Annotated in this window: 14 protein-coding genes; 8 read left to right on the forward strand and 6 right to left on the reverse strand. The window is 68.5% G+C overall.

Features of this window, described 5'->3' with window-relative positions:
* Positions 1–4: 4 nt before the first annotated feature.
* The 6 genes from AC3RCE_RS19670 to AC3RCE_RS19695 form a co-directional block, all read right to left on the reverse strand.
* On the reverse strand, positions 5–2080 hold the full coding sequence (locus tag AC3RCE_RS19670) for a 4Fe-4S binding protein (protein ID WP_492255414.1): 2076 nt from the start codon (positions 2078–2080) through the stop codon (positions 5–7).
* Positions 2040–2759, reverse strand: a complete 720-nt coding sequence (locus AC3RCE_RS19675) for a DUF3306 domain-containing protein (RefSeq protein ID WP_218339527.1) — start codon at positions 2757–2759, stop codon at positions 2040–2042. Before AC3RCE_RS19675 ends, AC3RCE_RS19670 begins: the two co-directional genes overlap by 41 nt.
* Entirely contained in the window at positions 2752–3339 is a 588-nt protein-coding gene (locus tag AC3RCE_RS19680; protein ID WP_218339528.1) for a DUF3305 domain-containing protein, read from the reverse strand. Before AC3RCE_RS19680 ends, AC3RCE_RS19675 begins: the two co-directional genes overlap by 8 nt.
* A 63-nt stretch (positions 3340–3402) precedes the next feature.
* Positions 3403–6312 carry a formate dehydrogenase subunit alpha gene (fdhF, locus tag AC3RCE_RS19685; RefSeq protein ID WP_492253751.1) on the reverse strand — a complete coding sequence of 970 codons (2910 nt, stop codon included), beginning with the start codon at positions 6310–6312 and terminating at the stop codon, positions 3403–3405.
* Positions 6309–8219 carry an NADH-ubiquinone oxidoreductase-F iron-sulfur binding region domain-containing protein gene (locus AC3RCE_RS19690; RefSeq protein WP_492253752.1) on the reverse strand — a complete coding sequence of 637 codons (1911 nt, stop codon included), beginning with the start codon at positions 8217–8219 and terminating at the stop codon, positions 6309–6311. The genes fdhF and AC3RCE_RS19690 overlap by 4 nt, the downstream gene beginning before the upstream one ends.
* A gap of 160 nt (positions 8220–8379) precedes the next feature.
* A complete protein-coding gene (locus tag AC3RCE_RS19695) occupies positions 8380–9330 on the reverse strand; it encodes a LysR family transcriptional regulator (RefSeq protein ID WP_218295868.1) in 951 nt (316 codons plus the stop codon).
* Positions 9331–9484: 154 nt separating this feature from the next.
* On the opposite strand from AC3RCE_RS19695, the gene AC3RCE_RS19700 reads away from it, so the two are divergent.
* The 8 genes from AC3RCE_RS19700 to AC3RCE_RS19735 are packed head-to-tail and all read left to right on the forward strand — an operon-like array spanning position 9485 to position 16777.
* On the forward strand, positions 9485–10531 hold the full coding sequence (locus AC3RCE_RS19700; RefSeq protein WP_492253753.1) for a 4-hydroxythreonine-4-phosphate dehydrogenase PdxA: 1047 nt from the start codon (positions 9485–9487) through the stop codon (positions 10529–10531).
* A gap of 18 nt (positions 10532–10549) precedes the next feature.
* A complete protein-coding gene (locus AC3RCE_RS19705) occupies positions 10550–11722 on the forward strand; it encodes an L-rhamnonate dehydratase (protein WP_218295869.1) in 1173 nt (390 codons plus the stop codon).
* 10 nt (positions 11723–11732) lie between these two features.
* Positions 11733–12662: a dihydrodipicolinate synthase family protein gene (locus tag AC3RCE_RS19710; RefSeq protein ID WP_218339532.1), complete on the forward strand. Its 930-nt coding sequence runs from the start codon at positions 11733–11735 to the stop codon at positions 12660–12662.
* A 14-nt stretch (positions 12663–12676) separates the two neighbouring features.
* Positions 12677–13021 carry a hypothetical protein gene (locus AC3RCE_RS19715; protein ID WP_492244478.1) on the forward strand — a complete coding sequence of 115 codons (345 nt, stop codon included), beginning with the start codon at positions 12677–12679 and terminating at the stop codon, positions 13019–13021.
* Positions 13012–13959, forward strand: a complete 948-nt coding sequence (locus AC3RCE_RS19720; protein WP_492253754.1) for an SMP-30/gluconolactonase/LRE family protein — start codon at positions 13012–13014, stop codon at positions 13957–13959. Before AC3RCE_RS19715 ends, AC3RCE_RS19720 begins: the two co-directional genes overlap by 10 nt.
* Complete coding sequence (locus AC3RCE_RS19725) at positions 13956–14906, forward strand: YncE family protein (RefSeq protein ID WP_492253755.1); 951 nt, start codon at positions 13956–13958, stop codon at positions 14904–14906. The genes AC3RCE_RS19720 and AC3RCE_RS19725 overlap by 4 nt, the downstream gene beginning before the upstream one ends.
* The gene (locus tag AC3RCE_RS19730) at positions 14903–15667 is read left to right on the forward strand and encodes a cytochrome b561 domain-containing protein (RefSeq protein WP_218295874.1); all 765 of its coding nucleotides are present in this window, start codon (positions 14903–14905) and stop codon (positions 15665–15667) included. Before AC3RCE_RS19725 ends, AC3RCE_RS19730 begins: the two co-directional genes overlap by 4 nt.
* Positions 15668–15682: 15 nt before the next feature.
* Complete coding sequence (locus AC3RCE_RS19735; protein ID WP_492253756.1) at positions 15683–16777, forward strand: ABC transporter ATP-binding protein; 1095 nt, start codon at positions 15683–15685, stop codon at positions 16775–16777.
* Positions 16778–16799: the final 22 nt, after the last annotated feature.

A 16799-nucleotide genomic window follows, 5' to 3' on the forward strand; every position in this document is an offset into this window, starting at 1 on the left:
GCGCTCACAGGTCCGTCACTTTCGCTTCGCTTTGGGAGGAATACAGGTCGATCACGCGGCAGTCGCTGCACATCTTCAGGCGCTCCAGCGCCTCGCCCTGGAACATGGGGTGGCCCGAGAGCTTGCCCAGCATGGCCTCGATGGCCTTGACCGTGCCGAACGGCTTGCTGCAGCGCACACAGGCCCAGGGCTTGGCTTCGTTGAGCACGCGCAGCTGCGCGCGCTCGGGCGTGAGCAGCAGGCGCGGCTGCAGGGTGATCGCGTCTTCGGGACAGGTGGTGGCGCACAGGCCGCACTGCACGCAGTTCTTCTCGATGAAGCGCAACTGGGGCAGTTGCGGGTTGTCCTGCAGGGCGCTGGCGGGGCACGCGCTCACGCAGCTCAGGCACAGCGTGCAGCGGTCCTTGTCCACGGTGATGCTGCCCAGCGGGGAGCCCGCGGCCGGCAGCGCAATGGCGTCGGACCGCACCGCCGCCGGGGCTGGCGCGTGTTCGATGAGATGGTCCAGCGCCATCTCCAGCGTGCTGCGCTTTTCCTGCGCCACGGCGAAGCGCGCGGCCACGGCGGGCGTGGCCTGGCGGGTCTGCCCCAGCGCCTGCAGCGCGGCATCGAGCGCCGTGGGATGCACCGCTTTGACCAACTGCAGGTGGCTGCCCGTGTAGCCCAGCCCGCGCAGGATGGCCTGCGCCACATCCATCTGCGCCTGCAGGCCTTCGAGGTACTGCGGCGCTTCTTCATCGGTCACCAGCACCGCGACCTGCGATGCGCCGTAGGCCACGGCGCTCAGCCACAGGTCCACGCCCAGGCTGGCCGTGTGCCACACCGCCACCGGAATCACCCGCGCCGGCACTCCGTGCGCCACCTTCAGTTGCGCCGCGCGGCCCAATTCCTCCACCAGCGCCTGCCCGCGCTCCTGGCTGTGCAGCAGCACCACCGCGTCCTTGCCGCCGGCTGCGGCATAGGCGGACAGCAGCGTCTTGAGCTTCGTGCCCTGGTCCGTGGCGCTGGGGTAGGCATAGGTCAGCGCCCCCGTGGGGCACACCGTGGTGCAGGCACCGCAGCCCACGCACAAATGCGGGTTCACCTTGATTTGTTGGCGGCTCTTGTCGCTGGCAATGGCCTCGGCCGAGCAGATGTCCACGCAGGCATTGCAGCCCACGGTTTCATTGCGGCTGTGGGCGCACAGCTTTTGCTTGTAGGCAAAGAACTTGGGTTTCTCGAACTCGCCCACCAGTTCGCGCAGGCGCAGCAGCGTGGCGATGTCGCGGCCGTCCCAGCGGAAGTACCCCTGCGGCAGCGCGTGCTGCACGAAGGTGGGCGTGGCCGTGGCGGCGCGCAGGTCGAGCACCATGTCGAAGCGCTCGGTGTGCGGCGCGGCTTCGCGGGTGAAGTCGATGGCACCCGCCACCTGGCAGACCTTCACACAAGTGCGGTGCGACTGGCAGGCCGACAGGTCGATCTGGTAGTCCAGCCCGATGGCGTTTTCGGGGCACGCGGCCACGCAGGCATTGCAGCGGGTGCACAGGTCCAGGTCGATGGGGTTGTCGGCCGTCCATTGCAGATCGAACGCGCCCAGCCAGCCCGTGAGGCCTGTGATGCGCCCGCCCAGCACGGGAAAGCGCCGCGCCTGCGCGCCGCCCGCAGCGCCCGGGCCCTGGGTGAACACCGTCACCTCCAGCACGTCGGACACCATGGCCGCCGCACGCTCGGCCGCATCCAGCGGCCCGATGATCAGAAGGCGCCCTGCGCTCCTGAACGTGACCGTGGGCACGGGTGCGGGCTCGGGCAACTGCGCGGCGGCCAGCAGCGCCGCGATCTTGGGGGTGGCCTGGCTCGCATCGCGGCTCCAGCCGCCGGTCTCGCGGATGTTGACGAAGCGGAGGGGGGAGATGGCGCCCTCGGTCTGCTGGCCCAGCTCGGCGAACAGGCGCTGCTCCTGCGTGCAGGCCACCACCACGTCCTGGCCGGTCTTGATGGCCTGCTGGAAAGCGCCGGCTTCGCGCCGGCACAGCGTGGAGTGAAGGGTCAGGCCCTGGTCGTCATGCAGTGCCGCGCCCAACGCCTTCGCGTCGAGGGGCATCGTCTGGTTGCAGTCGCAGATGAGCGTCGTGGTCATGGTCGGGTTGGCTGGCTGGCGCGTCGGCTGTCCCGGTGGGGGACAGCGCGGGCGCGCCGGGCTCGCTGGAGGACTCGCTAGGAACAGCGGTGCATACCCCCGACTGTGCCACGCCCGCGGCCTCTTGCGCCTCCGCATCATCCCGATGCTGAGCGGGACCCGGGGGCTTTGCCGCAGCGCCCTCCGCGTCCGGGGAGGGCTTTTCATGGTCGAAGAAGCCCATGGCATGGGCGCTGGCCATTTTGCGCAGCATGCCCTCGGGCAAGGGATCGGGCTGCGTGTAGTCGCCGATGTAGATGTCCAGGCCGTCCATCACGTTGAAGTGCGGGTCGGCGAACAGCTTCTTCATCGCCAGGTTGCGCACCTCGGGCGAGACCGCGCGCTGCACGAAGGGCTTGAAGTCGGACGCGGGCGTGAGCGCTTGGGCATCGGCCAGCGTGGGCGGCGGTGGCGCCGGGTCGACGGGCGGCGGGTTGTCCGCCGCTGGGGGATGGGCGGCCTGCCCCGTCGCCGCTGCCGTGACGGGCAAGCCCTGCGCCGGCACGGGGGGCAGTGCGGCGGCGGGCGGTGGGTCTGCCACCGGCTTGCCCTCGCGCACCTCCTGCTTGCGGCGCGACCAGCGCCCGAGGAATCCGTCAGCCACGGTCTGCCCTTCCCTGCTCCACGACGCCACCACCACCACGCCCGCCGCCGCCGCGCTGTTTCTCGGTGGAAACGGCCGCAGGGTTGCCAAAACGGTCCTGCAGCGGGCGGAAGCTGTCGGGGCGCTTCCTGCGCTTGGGCTCGGGCTGGTAGTGCTCGGCCACGAAGGCGCGCAGCACCTCCAGCACCTCGGGCGGGGCGGGCACCTGCTCCACGGTTTCCTGCGCGTCCAGCCAGCGGCCGGCGTCGTGGTAGCTCAGGCTCACGGCCACGGGGCGCGCCAGCGGGATCTCGCCCGTGCCGGTGTCCTCATCGCGGCGCCACAGCACGAACCAGCACGGGGCCGGCGAGGTGAGGTTGAGGTGGTACCCCTCGGCATCGTCGCGGAACAGCTCCACCACGAAGCCGGGGAACAGCCAGCGCTGCTCGCGCTCGTCGCTGAGCAGGCGGCGCGGCGCGGTGCCGAAGGTGGGCTCGTTGATCACCACCTCGGCCAGCGACCAGCGCCAGGGCTGCCAGCGGTTGTCGATGCGCTCGCAGCGCATGATCACGGCAACGTCGGTGTGGGGGCGTTCGGTCATGGGCGTTGACTGTACTCCGCCCTCAGCCGGCGCTCAGGCAAAACCAGGCGGCTTTGCGGGTTCTCAGTGCGGCGCATTGGCCTGCGCCACCTCCAGCCGCTCGACGGCCACCGCGCAGTACTTGAACTCGGGGATCTTGCCGAACGGGTCCAGCGCCGCGTTGGTGAGCAGGTTGGCCGCCGCCTCCACATACGCAAACGGCATGAACACGGTGCCGCGCGGCGTGCCGTCGTCCCGCCGCACGCGCACCTGCACCATGCCGCGCCGCGAGCGGATGCCCACCAGCGCCCCGGGCGCCACGCCCAGCCGCGCCAGTTCGTCGCCATGCAGCGATGCGGTGGCCATGGGCTCGATGGCGTCGAGCACCGTGCTGCGCCGGGTCATGCTGCCCGTGTGCCAGTGCTCCAGCTGGCGGCCGGTGATGAGCACCAGGGGGTAGTCGGCATCGGGCTTTTCGGCCGCCGGGATCACGCTGGCGGGCACCAGCTGCAGGCGGCCCGTGGGCGTGGGGAATGTTTCGGTGAAGACGATGGGCTGGCCCGGGTCGCCCTCCGTGAGGCAGGGGTAGGTCACGCTGGAGTCGCGCGCGAGGCGGTCCCAGGTGATGCCCTCGATGCTGGCGTGCATGGCCTGGCGCATTTCGTCGTAGACAGCGGCCACGCCGGACTCTTCGCCTTCGTAGTTCCAGCCAAGCCCCATGCGCGCGGCGATCTGCTGGATGATCCACAGGTCCGGCTGCGCTTCGCCGGGCGGGTTCAGGGCGCGGCGGCCCATCTGCACCATGCGGTCGGTGTTGCTGGCGGTGCCGGTCTTTTCGGGCCAGGCGCTGGCGGGCAGCACCACGTCGGCCAGCCAGGCGGTTTCGGTCAGGAAGATGTCCTGCACCACCAGGTGCTGCAGGCTGGCCAGCGCGTGGCGCGCGTGGTTCAGGTCGGGGTCGCTCATGGCGGGGTTTTCGCCCATGATGTACATGCCGCGCACCTTGTGCGGGTCGCTGTCGTCGGCCAGGGCCTTGTGCATGATCTCGACCACGGTGTAGCCCGGCGCCTCATCGAGCCGGGCGCCCCAGAAGTCCTCGAACCAGGCATGCGCCTCCGCGTTGTCCACCCGCTGGTAATTGGGGAACATCATGGGGATCAGCCCCGCGTCGCTCGCGCCCTGCACGTTGTTCTGGCCGCGCAGCGGGTGCAGGCCGGAGCCGGGCTTGCCGATCTGGCCGGTGACGGCGCACAGCGCGATCAGACAGCGCGCGTTGTCGGTGCCGTGCACGTGCTGGCTTACGCCCATGCCCCACAGAATCATCGAGGCTTTGCTTTTTGCAAACGCCCGCGCCACCTCGCGCAGCGTCTCGGCCGGGATTCCGCACACCGGGGCCATGGCCTCGGGGCTGCAGCCCATCACGTTGGCCTTCAAGGCCTCGAAGTTGTTGGCGCGGTCGCGGATGAAGGCTTCATCCACCAGGCCTTCGTCGATCACCGTGTGGATCAGCGCGTTGAGCATGGCCACGTCGGTGTCGGCCTTGAACTGCAGTGTGCGCCAGGCATGGCGGCCGATGTCGGTGATGCGCGGATCGGCCAGCACGATCTTCGCGCCACGCTGCGCGGCGTTCTTCATCCACGTGGCGGCCACGGGGTGGTTGGCCGTGGGGTTGGAGCCGATCACGAAGATCAGCCCGGCATGCTCCACGTCGTTCACCGGGTTGCTCACCGCGCCCGAGCCCACACCTTCGAGCAACGCGGCCACGCTGGAGGCGTGGCACAGCCGCGTGCAGTGGTCCACGTTGTTGCTGCCAAAGCCGGTGCGCACCAGCTTCTGGAACAGGTAGGCCTCTTCGTTGCTGCCCTTGGCCGATCCAAAGCCTGCGAGCGCCTTGGGGCCGTGCGTGTCGCGCAGCGACCTGAGCGTGCCGGCGGCCAGGCCGAGCGCCTCGTCCCAGGTCGCTTCGCGGAAGGTATCGCGCCAGTCGGCGCCGTAGGGCCGCACCTCCTTGGGCACGCCGCTCTTGCGGATCAGCGGCACCGTCAGGCGGTCGGGGTGGTGGGCGTAGTCGAAACCAAAGCGCCCTTTCACACACAGGCGGCCGTGGTTGGCCGGGCCGTCGCGGCCCTCGACGCTGATGATTTTTTCATCGCGCACGTTGTAGGTGATGAGGCAGCCCACGCCGCAGAACGGGCAGACCGAATCGACCTTGCGGTCCACCGCCTGCGGGCCGATGTGCGTCTTGGGACTGAGCGCGCCCGTGGGGCAGGCCTGCACGCATTCGCCGCAGGCCACGCAGGTGCTCTCGGCCATGGGGTCGTCGAGGTCGAAGACGATCTTGCTCTGCGCGCCGCGCAGCGCGTAGCCGATCACATCGTTGACCTGTTCCTCGCGGCAGGCGCGCACGCAGCGGTTGCACTGGATGCAGGCGTCCAGGTTCACCGCCATGGCCGGGTGGCTCAGGTCGGGCGCGGGCTGCTCGCGGCGCAGGGCCTTGAGGGCCGGGCGCACGGCCACGCCCAGGCGGTCGGCCCACTCGCTCAGTTCGCCGTGCTGGCCTATCGTTTCTGAAATATTTGAATCAAATTTGCCGCTAGCGATTGATGGATAAGCGCCACCAGCTATCAATTCAGGAGTATTTGATTGGTCGTCGTTCCAGCGATAGCCCACATCGGGCATGTCCGACAGCAGCATCTCCACCACCATCTGCTGGCTCTTGCGGGCGCGCGGGCTGGCGGCCGACACCTTCATGCCCTCGGTCGGCGCGCGGCAGCAGCTGGGGGCGAGCGTGCGCTCGCCGGCGATCTCGACCACGCAGGCGCGGCAATTGCCATCGGGGCGCAGGCCGTCGGTGTAGCAGAGGTGGGGAATGTCCACGCCATGGCGCTGCGCGGCTTTGAGGATGGTTTCACCGGCGTGGGCGGTGACGGGCTGGCCGTCCAACTCGAAGGCCACGCCAGGCCGCGCCGCCGTGGATGTCAACACGGCGCTCATGGCTGTAGTCCTCCGGGCAGTTGCTCGGCGAGCGGGCTGTTGCGCGGCCTGGGCAGGTCGCCTGGCCAGGGCGCCTCGCCCACCTCGTGGGCAAAATATTTGTGGATGCAGCGGATGGGGTTGGGCGCCGCCTGGCCCAGGCCGCAGATCGATGCATCGCCCATCACCTGGGCCAGGTCGTCGAGCAGTTCTTCATCCCACTGCGGGGCGCGCATCAACGCCGCAGCCTTGGCCGTGCCCACCCGGCAGGGCGTGCACTGGCCGCAGCTTTCGTGCTCGAAGAAGCGCATCACGTTCAGCGCCGCATCGCGGGCCCGGTCGTGCTGGCTGAGCACGATGACGGCGGCCGAGCCGATGAAGCAGCCGTGGGGCTGCAGCGTGTCGAAGTCGAGCGGGATGTTGCTCAGGCTGGCGGGAAGGATGCCGCCCGACGCGCCGCCGGGCAGGTAGGCATACAGCTGGTGGCCGTCGGGCATGCCGCCGCAGTATTCGTCGATGAGTTCCTGCACCGTGATGCCCGCAGGCGCGAGCTTGACGCCGGGATACTTCACGCGTCCGCTCACGCTGAAACTGCGCAGCCCCTTGCGCCCGTGGCGGCCAAAGCTGGCAAACCACTCGGGCCCGCGCTCGATGATGTCGCGCACCCAGTACAGCGTCTCGAAGTTGTGCTCCAGCGTGGGCCGGCCGAACAGGCCCACCTGCGCGATGTAGGGCGGGCGCATGCGGGGCTCGCCACGTTTGCCTTCGATGCTCTCGATCATGGCCGACTCTTCGCCGCAGATGTAGGCGCCCGCGCCGCGCCGCAGCTCGATGTGCGGCAAGGGGCATGGCGGTTCGGCGCGCAGATCCCGCAGCGCCGCCTGCAGCAGCGCGCGGCAGCCGTGGTACTCGTCGCGCAGGTAGATGTAGATGGCTTCGGTGCCCACTACCTGGGCGGCGATGAGAACGCCTTCCAGAAACCGGTGCGGGTCGCGTTCGAGGTAGGTGCGGTCCTTGAAGGTGCCGGGCTCGCCCTCGTCGATGTTGACGGCCATCAGCCGTGGCGCGGGCTGGTCGCGCACGATGCGCCATTTGCGTCCCGCCGGAAAGCCTGCGCCGCCCAGGCCGCGCAGGCCCGAGTTCTCCATGGCCGAGAGCACTGCCTCGGCATCCATTTCGCCGTTGACCAGCGCGGCGGCCGTCTGGTAGCCGCCGTGCGCGCGGTAGGTGGCGAGGTCGGTGTGGGCGGGACTGACCGGGTCTGGCTGCGCAGGCACGCTGTGTTCGGCCAGCGCGGCAATATCAAAATTGATAGCTGCCAGCGCTTGTGGATGAAGCGCCAGGGCCCGATTTGGCTTCGAAATGATGGTGCCCAGCACGGCATCCACCGTGGCGTGTGGCACCGGGCACTGGTGCACCACGGCCACGGGCGCCTGCTCGCAGCGGCCCACGCAGGGCACGGCCACCACCTGCACATCGCCCTGCCCTGCACCAAGGTTCATCGCGCGCAGGCGCCCGGGCAGCTCGGCCAGCAGTTCATGTGCGCCGGCCAGGCTGCAGCTCAGGCTGTCGCACACCCGCAGCACCAGGCGCGGGGCCTGGGCATCCTCGCCGCGCACGATGTCGAAGTGGTGGTAGAAGCTGGCCACTTCATACACCTCGGCCATGGGGCGGTTGAGCTGCTTGGCCAGCGCCACCAGGTGGCGGTCGTGCAGCACGCCAAAGTGGTCGTTCAGCCGGTGCAGGTATTCGATGAGCAGATCGCGCCGAAAACCATCGGCCGGGCGCGGCCCCAGCAGCTGCGCCACCTCGGCCAGCGCGGCATCCTCGGGCTGGCGGCCTTTCAGGCGGCTCTTGCGGCGGATGCGCTCGCGCATGTCGTTGACGGACACGGCGGCCACGGTGGGGGCTTCGGGTGCAGGATTCATGGATCGGGATCGTGGGGGCGCGCAGCGGTGGTTATGAAGCCGCCTGCATACCGCAGGCTGGCGAGCGCAGTGTCGACGAGGCCCGCGGGGGCGTCAAATTGCTTACGCACATGGGACGATCACAAAAACAAATGAGCCCGGGCCGTCCCGTGCGCGGCCGCTACGCCTGCGGCGGCGGCGGGCGGCTGCGATGCAGCGCCGACAGGAAGTAGCGCGCGGCCTGGGGCAGGGGGCGGTCCCTGCGCGTGATGGCGCCGAACTCGCCCATCTTGTGCTTGATGTGGCAGGGCAGGATCTTGAGCAGATGGTGCCGCGCATAGATCGTGGCGATCGACAGCGGAATCACGGCCACCATGGTGGTATCCGCGATCAGCTGCATGGTGGTCAGGATGGAGGCCGTCTCGATCAGGCCACGGGGCGGCGGCGCGTGGAGCGAGCGGAACTCCTGGTCCAGCACCTCGCGCATGGGGCTGCCGGAGGGCTGCAGTATCCAGGGGTAGTCCAGCAAGCTGGAGAAGGGAACCTGCCTTTTCTTGGACAGCGGGTGCCCCACTCCCACCACCACGGCCAGCGACTCGTTGGCCAGCGGCTGAAAGCCGAACAGGGCCTTGTGCTCCGGCCGCACGCGCCCGATGGCGATGTCGATCAGGCCGTCCTTGAGCAGTTCGACCAGCCTGTCGCTGGTGTCCAGCGTCACCTGGATGGTGGTCAGCGGATAGGTCTTGTTGAACGCGATGATGGCCTGGTTCAGCAAGGTGGGCAGCGGCGCCATGATGCAGCCCACCGCCAGGCGCCCCGCGCTTCCCAGTTTCAGTTCATCGAGTTCGCGGGCCATGGACTCCATCGAGCCGCGCATGCCCTGGAAGTACCCCAGCACGCGCTCGCCGGCCGGTGTCATCCGCTGCCCCCGCCCCTCGCGTTCGAACAGGCGCTGCCCGAGCGCCGACTCCAGCTCCTGAATCATCTTCGTGGCGGCGGGCTGGCTCATTCCCAGCTCGACCGCCGCCCCCCGCAAGGTGCCATGTTCGGCAAAAGCCAGCATGAGGGCGACCTGCCGCATGCGCAGCCGGTTGAGCAGTTGCGAGACGACAAAAGGACTTGTTTTGTGCATGGAGGAACCGCCTCTGGCTTACGGGAAAACCCAGCGTCAAATCATAACCAGTGATTATTAGTTATGTTCAATTTTTGAATTTACGTTAACTATCCGCCTCCCAATAATCGGCCCACATGCAGCAGGCGACACCACCCAAAACCGAATCCCATCCATGACAAACGCCGCAAAACCGGTCGTGGCCCTGACCCTGGGCGACCCCGCGGGCATCGGTCCTGAGCTCATCGCGAAGTTGCTCAGCCGGCCTGACGTCCACGAGGAGGCCAACGTGGTCGTGGTGGGCGACATCTGGGTGTGGAATGCCGGCCAGCAGACCGCTGGCGTCGCCGTGCCGACACACCCCGTCGCGACGCTGGCCGAAGTGCGCCACCGCCCCCACCAGGACCGGCCTGCCTTTGTGCCGGTGGCGTCCATCGATGCCGGCAAGGTCCGCTGCGGCCACGTGGCGGCGGAATGCGGGGCCTCCGTCCTTCAGGTGCTGAACCTCTGCATGGATGCGGCCCAGGCCGCCCATGTGGACGCCATCTGCTTCGCCCCCCTGAACAAACACGCCATGAAGCTGGGCGGGCTCCGCCACGAGGACGAACTGCACCATTTCGCCGCGTACCTGGGAGTGCAGGGCTACTTCTGCGAGTTCAACACCCTGGGCCGCCTGTGGACATCGCGGGTGTCCTCGCACATTCCCCTCAAGGATGCCGCGCGGGCACTGAGCCAGGAACGCATCGTGGCCGCCGCCAGGCTCATCCACCAGTCGCTGCAGGACAGCGGGTTCCCCGATCCCAGGGTGGCCGTGGCGGCTTTCAATCCGCACGCGGGGGACGGCGGCATGTGCGGACGCGAGGAGATCGACATCATCGCGCCGGCCGTCAGGACGCTCCAGGAAGCCGGAGTGCCGGTGGAAGGCCCCTTCCCCGCGGACACGGTGTTCCTGAAAGCGCGCGACGGCCACTACCAGGCGGTGGTGACCATGTACCACGACCAGGGCCAGATCGCGATCAAGCTGCTGGGATTCAGCCGGGGGGTCACCGTCCAGGGCGGGCTTCCCATCCCCATCACCACGCCCGCCCATGGCACGGCCTTCGACATCGCGGGCAGGGGCGTGGCCGATGTCAATGCCACGCACAACGCATTCCGGATCGCCGCACGCATGGGCTCGAACCAGCTGCGCGCCCGCCAGGGCGACCCGCTGGCCGGTGAATGACAGAAAAAAGAAATCGCCATGAAAATCAAATCCGTCCGCGCGCGCGTCTACGAATGGAAGGGCAAGACCATCGCGCCCCAAGACAACTTCTGCGCCAACGCCATGGACCTCGTCTACTCCAGGACCGAGACCATGAGCACCTTCCGCTTCCACTCTTGGACCGTGGTGGAGATGGAGACCGATGACGGCATCGTGGGCCTGGGCAACGTGGCGCTGGCGCCGCGCATCGCCAAGGCCATCATCGACGAGTACCTCGCGCCGCTGGTCATCGGACAGGACCCCTGGGACTACGAGTACCTGTGGCAGCGCATGTACCGCGCCACCCATGCCTGGGGCCGCAAGGGCGTGACCATGGCCGCCATCTCGGCCGTGGACCTGGCCATCTGGGACATCCTGGGCAAGAGCGTGAACAAGCCGGTGTTCAAGCTGCTGGGCGGGCGCACCAAGGAAAAGATCCCCTGCTACTACTCCAAGCTCTACCGCACCGACCTGGACGCCATGCAGGCCGAAGCGCAGAAGTTCCTGGACCAGGGCTTCACCGCATTCAAGATGCGCTTCGGCTACGGGCCCGCCCATCTGCAGCAGGGCGTGCAGGAAAACCTCAGGTCCGTCGAGGCCGTGCGCGAGGTCATCGGCTACGACAACGACCTGATGCTCGAGTGCTACATGGGCTGGAGCCTCGAATACGCCAGGCGCATGCTGCCCAAGCTCGAGAAGTTCGAGCCCCGCTGGCTGGAAGAGCCCGTGATCGCCGACGACATCGACGGCTATGCCGAACTCAATGCCATGGGCAGCATCCCCATTTCGGGCGGAGAGCATGAGTTCAGCCTCTACGGCTTCAGGCAGCTGCTGGACAAGAAGGCCGTGAGCGTCGTGCAGTACGACACCAACCGCGTGGGCGGCATCACCGCCGCCCACAAGATCAACGCCCTGTGCGAGGCCCACAGCGTGCCGGTGGTGCCGCATGCGGGGCAGATGCACAACTACCACCTGACCATGAGCACGCTGGCCTCGCCCATGGCCGAGTACTTCCCCATCTTCGATGTGGAGGTCGGCAACGAGCTGTTCTGGTACCTCTTCGATGGCGAGCCCGTGGCGGAGAACGGTTTCCTGCAGCTCAGGGACGACGCACCGGGCCTGGGCCTCGCGCTCAAGACCGAGTACCTCGACCAGTTCCACATCGTCGGATAAGGGCCGCGGCATGCCTGGACGCTCCACCCCCCGCTACCGTGGCATCTTCCCCGTGGTGCCCACCACCTTCCACGAGGACGGCACGCTCGACCTGGCCAGCCAGAAGCGCTGCCTGGACTTCATGATCGACTCGGGCGTGGACGGCCTGTGCATCTTGGCCAACTTCTCCGAGCAGTTCCTGCTGTCGGACGAAGAACGCGAAACCCTCACCCGCACGGCACTGGAGCATGTGGCGGGCCGCGTGCCCGTCATCGTCACCACCACCCACACCAGCACCGCCGTCTGCGCCGCGCGCAGCCGCCGCGCACAGGACATGGGCGCGGCCATGGTGATGGTGATGCCGCCCTACCACGGCGCCACCTTCCGCTTCAGCGAGGCACGCATCCGGAGCTTCTTCCAGGGCGTGTCCGACGCCGTCGGCATCCCCGTCATGGTCCAGGACGCACCGGCCGCGGGCACGCCGCTGTCTGCGGCCTTCCTGGCCCGGATGGCGCAGGAGATCGAACAGGTCTGCTACTTCAAGATGGAAACCGCGGGGGCGGCGAGCAAGCTGCGCGAGCTCATCGCGCTGGGCGGCGAGGCCATCGAAGGCCCCTGGGACGGGGAGGAGGCCATCACCCTGCTGGCGGACCTGGAAGCCGGGGCCACCGGATCGATGACGGGCGGCGGGTTCGCGGACGGCATACGCCCCATCATCGAAGCCCACCGCCAGGGCGACAGGGACCAGGCCTTCGCCGAATACCAGCGCTGGCTGCCGCTGATCAACCACGAGAACCGCCAGGCGGGCTTCCTGGCGGCCAAGACGCTGATGAAGGAAGGCCGCGTGATCGCCTGCGACGCACCGCGCGCGCCCTGGCCGCCCATGCACCCGGAGGTGCGCCGCCAGCTGCTGGCCATCGCACGCCCGCTCGATCCACTGGTGCTGCGCTGGGCGCATTGAAAGCCCTGCCCGCCATGCGCCCCCGCGATCACCTCACCACCCGCAGGCCCCGGGCTGCCGCGTGGGCCAGCGATGACCGCCGCTCCGCCCACCCCACCGCCGCCGCGCCGCGCATCCGCCGCGAGGAAGCCTTTCGCCCCGTGGCCGGCGCGGTCCGCGCCAAGCGGGATGAAGGCACCCAGGACAGGCCCTTCGCCGCCCTGCCCGCGAACTTTGCCGGGCCCCGCCTCCCGCACGCCGCGCGCTTCCAATGCCACAGCCAGGCCGGGATGGCGACAGCCAACCCGCCCACGGCGGGCACCCACTGCCACGTGCCGTCCGCCACGGCCAAGGCACACCACGCCCAGGGATGTCCGTGACCGAATTCCTCGCCCCACCACCCCACATCCTGGATGCGCGCCTGGCCCCTGTCTTCGAGGGCGCGGCGCTGCGGCGGCTGTGCACGGGGGCCGCCTGGAGCGAGGGGCCGGTCTGGCTGCCCCAGGACGATTCGGTGCTGTGGAGCGACATTCCCAACAATCGCATGCTGCGCTGGTCCCCCGCCGACGGCATGAGCGTCTGGCGCGACCAGGTCGATTTCACCAACGGCCACGCGCTCGATGGCGCGGGCAACCTGCTGCATTGCTCCCACGGGCAACGCGCCATCGTGCGCACGCCCCAGGTCGGGGGGCGCCTGCATGCGGACACGCCCGATGAGGTGGTGGTCAGCCACTTCCACGGCAAGCGGCTCAACTCCCCCAACGACGTGGTGGTGCAGAGCAACGGCTGCATCTGGTTCACCGACCCGCCCTACGGCATCCTCGGCGACCGGGAAGGCCACAAGGCGCCCCCCGAGCTGGGCGGCAACTACGTGTTCTGCTACGACCCGTCGGACGGACAGCTGCACAAGGCGTCCGGGTTCCTGCAGGAGCCCAACGGCCTCGCTTTTTCTCCCGACGAAAGCCTGCTGTACGTGAGCGACACCTCGGCCGCGCTGCGCCCGGACGGCACGGGCCACCACCACATCGTGGTCTTCGACGTGCGGGAACATGCGCTGGAGGACCCCCGCGTGTTCGCCCGGGTCTCGCCGGGCGTGCCGGACGGTTTCCGCGTGGACCACCGCGGCCGGATCTACACCAGCAGCGAAGACAGCGTGCAGGTGCTGCACCCCGACGGAACGCTGCTGGGCAAGATTCCCGTGCCCGAGAAGGTGGGCAACGTGACCTTCGGGGGAACGCGCAGGGACACCCTCTTCATCGCCGCCAGCACCTCGCTGTACAGCATCGTTCTCAACACACGCGGAGCCCCCCGGCCATGACCGACGACGTCCTGCTTCTGGTGGAAAAGTGCAGCCACTGCCTGAGCTATTACGACATCGGCAGCGGTGAACGGCTGGCCAGCATTGCGCTGCCCGACTTCCCGCACGAGTTCGTGATCGACTCGCACCAGGCCTATGCCTACATCGGCCACTATGGCGTGGAAACCTCGGGCCATCCGGGCGCTGGGGGCACACAGATCCTTCAGGTGGACATCGCCCGCAGGAAGCTGGTGCGCTGCATCGACATCGCCCCCTTCAACCGGCTGCACGGCATGCAGATGGACGCACAGGATCGCCTGTACGCGCTCAGCGAAGACCGAGCGCAACTCGTGGTCCTGGACCATCCCGCCACGGACACGGCCCCGCGCAGGGCCGTGAGCACTGGGGGCATCAAGAGCCACCTGTTCGCGCTCACCCGCGACGGACAGACAGCCTATGCGATGAACCTGCTGTCGCACACCGTGACCAGGATCCGGCCCCACGATGCCACGGTGGCTCCCGTGGCCTGCGCTCCCGGCGAGAAACCCGAAGGCTATGCGCTGAGCGGGGACGAGAAGACGCTGTACGTGAGCTGCCGCTTGAGCAACACGCTTTGCGCGATCGACACCGCGACCATGCAGGTCAAGGACCGGGCGCCCTCGCGCGACGATCCCACGCGCCTGTACCTGTACCGGGACGGCAGGCTGGTGGTCACCAACTACGGCGAACGCAGCCTGTCCGTGGTGGACCCCGCCACGCTGCGGGAGCTGGCCCACGTGCCGATGGAGGCGCGGGCCATCGCCCTGAGCTTCCACCCGTCGCGGCCGCTGGCCTTCGTGAGCCAGGACAACGACCTGCTGGGCTGCCTCAACATGGAGACGCTGCAGTTCGAACGCTGGATCGCGACCCAGCGCGAGCCGGATGTCTCGCGCGTGCTGTCCCGCTTTCCTGCACGGGGCGGTGCATGAACGGCCTCATGCAGTGGCTGCTGACGCCCATCAGCGGAGCGGCGCACCACGAGATCGCGCCGTGGGCTTTCTGGCACGCCCGCCTCATGGTTCTGGCCTGGGCCATCCTGCTGCCGCTGGGTGTGCTGGTTGCGCGCTTCTTCAAGATCATGCCCGGCCAGGACTGGCCGGCGGTGCGCGACAACAAGACCTGGTGGCACGCGCACCGCGTGCTGCAGTACGGCGGCATGGCGCTGATGCTGGCAGGCATCGGGCTGGCCTGGGGCAACGCCCGCGGCGTGAGCCAGGCCGCGGCATGGCACGCCATTCTGGGGTGGGGGGTGCTGGGGTTGGGGCTCATGCAGCTGGCATCGGCGTGGGCCAGGGGCAGCAAGGGCGGCCCCACCGACGTGCGGCTGCGCGGAGACCACTACGACATGACCCCGGGGCGCGTGGCCTTTGAATCCGTGCACAAGGCCGGAGGCTATGCCGCCATTCTTCTGTCGATCGCCACGATCGTCCTGGGCCTGGTGGTGGCCGACGCGCCCCGCTGGATGGGGCTGGCGCTCGCGCTGTGGTGGCTGCTGCTGGCGAGCGCATTCGTGGTCCTGCAGCGCCAGGGGCGGTGCATCGACACCTACCAGGCCATCTGGGGCCCCGGCAGCGGCACGGCCGCCAGCCGCAAGCGGCCCGTGGGCTGGGGCATCAGGCGCTACACGGCGGCCCAGTGGCAGCGGAAATTCGGGCAGCGCCACACGCCCGGCCGCACTCCACAACGATAGATGACGGGAGCACCCATGGCAGGACTGGAGCTACGCAACGTGGTCAAGCGTTTCGGCGAGGTGACCGTCGTCCAGCAGATGGACCTGGCGATCCACGAAGGCGAATTCGTCGTGCTGCTGGGCGAATCGGGCTGCGGGAAAAGCACGACGCTGCGGATGATCGCGGGACTGGAGGAGGTGACGCAGGGGCAGATCCTGATCGGCGCCAGGGATGTGACCCATGCCGCGCCCATGGACCGCGACATCGCCATGGTGTTCCAGAACTATGCGCTGTACCCCCACATGAACGTGGCGGAGAACATGTCCTTTGCGCTGCGCCTGTCCGGCCGGCCTTACGCCGAGATCTTCGAGAAGGTCAGGTCCGCGGCCCGCATCCTGAGCATCGAACACCTGCTGGAACGCAAGCCCAGGGAGCTGTCTGGCGGCCAGCGCCAGCGCGTGGCCATCGGGCGCGCCATCGTGCGGGAACCCAAGGTTTTCCTGTTCGACGAACCGCTGTCCAACCTGGATGCCAAGCTGCGCGGTCACATGCGGGCGGAACTGGCCATCCTGCACGAGCGCCTGGGAAAGACCACGGTGTATGTGACCCACGACCAGGTCGAGGCGATGACGCTCGCCTCGCGCATCGTGATCTTCGACAAGGGGGAGATCCAGCAGATCGGCACCCCCTCCGACGTCTTCACACGCCCGGCCAGCCTGTTCGTGGCGGGGTTCATCGGCACGCCGACCATGAATTTCTTCCGGGCCCGCTACAGCCAGGAACATGGCCTCAAGCTGCTTCGCGGAGAAGGCTTCGCGTGGATCGCGCCGGACTGGCTGGTGGCACAGGCCCCACGGGCGGACCAGTCGCTCACGCTGGGCCTGCGCCCCCAGGCGCTGCACCCTTCCAACGCGGGCGTGAGCCTGCTCAGCCTGCAGGTGGACGTCGTGGAGTACCTCGGCACCGAAAGCCAGGTGGTGGGACACATGAACACTCCCTCCGGCCAGCGCGTGGCCGCCATGCTGCCGGGCAACGCGCAGGACCGGCTGCGCCAGCGGGTCGACCTGAGCTTCGACCCGCAGGACATGCACGTTTTCGACACCGCCTCGGGGCGCTCCCTGCGCCCCTGACACACCGCGACACCCCCACCCA

This window comes from Acidovorax sp. GW823-FHT05D11, from assembly GCF_058795695.1.

What these genes read in the sequence shown, in the direction of transcription:
- AC3RCE_RS19670 (WP_492255414.1), bottom strand. Translation starts at nt 2,080, where the DNA reads ATGCCCCTCGACGCGAAGGCGTTGGGCGCGGCACTGCATGACGACCAG.
- AC3RCE_RS19680 (WP_218339528.1), bottom strand. Translation starts at nt 3,339, where the DNA reads ATGACCGAACGCCCCCACACCGACGTTGCCGTGATCATGCGCTGCGAG.
- fdhF (WP_492253751.1), bottom strand. Translation starts at nt 6,312, where the DNA reads ATGAGCGCCGTGTTGACATCCACGGCGGCGCGGCCTGGCGTGGCCTTC.
- AC3RCE_RS19690 (WP_492253752.1), bottom strand. Translation starts at nt 8,219, where the DNA reads ATGAATCCTGCACCCGAAGCCCCCACCGTGGCCGCCGTGTCCGTCAAC.
- AC3RCE_RS19695 (WP_218295868.1), bottom strand. Translation starts at nt 9,330, where the DNA reads ATGCACAAAACAAGTCCTTTTGTCGTCTCGCAACTGCTCAACCGGCTG.
- AC3RCE_RS19700 (WP_492253753.1), top strand. Translation starts at nt 9,485, where the DNA reads ATGACAAACGCCGCAAAACCGGTCGTGGCCCTGACCCTGGGCGACCCC.
- AC3RCE_RS19705 (WP_218295869.1), top strand. Translation starts at nt 10,550, where the DNA reads ATGAAAATCAAATCCGTCCGCGCGCGCGTCTACGAATGGAAGGGCAAG.
- AC3RCE_RS19710 (WP_218339532.1), top strand. Translation starts at nt 11,733, where the DNA reads ATGCCTGGACGCTCCACCCCCCGCTACCGTGGCATCTTCCCCGTGGTG.
- AC3RCE_RS19715 (WP_492244478.1), top strand. Translation starts at nt 12,677, where the DNA reads ATGCGCCCCCGCGATCACCTCACCACCCGCAGGCCCCGGGCTGCCGCG.
- AC3RCE_RS19720 (WP_492253754.1), top strand. Translation starts at nt 13,012, where the DNA reads ATGTCCGTGACCGAATTCCTCGCCCCACCACCCCACATCCTGGATGCG.
- AC3RCE_RS19725 (WP_492253755.1), top strand. Translation starts at nt 13,956, where the DNA reads ATGACCGACGACGTCCTGCTTCTGGTGGAAAAGTGCAGCCACTGCCTG.
- AC3RCE_RS19730 (WP_218295874.1), top strand. Translation starts at nt 14,903, where the DNA reads ATGAACGGCCTCATGCAGTGGCTGCTGACGCCCATCAGCGGAGCGGCG.
- AC3RCE_RS19735 (WP_492253756.1), top strand. Translation starts at nt 15,683, where the DNA reads ATGGCAGGACTGGAGCTACGCAACGTGGTCAAGCGTTTCGGCGAGGTG.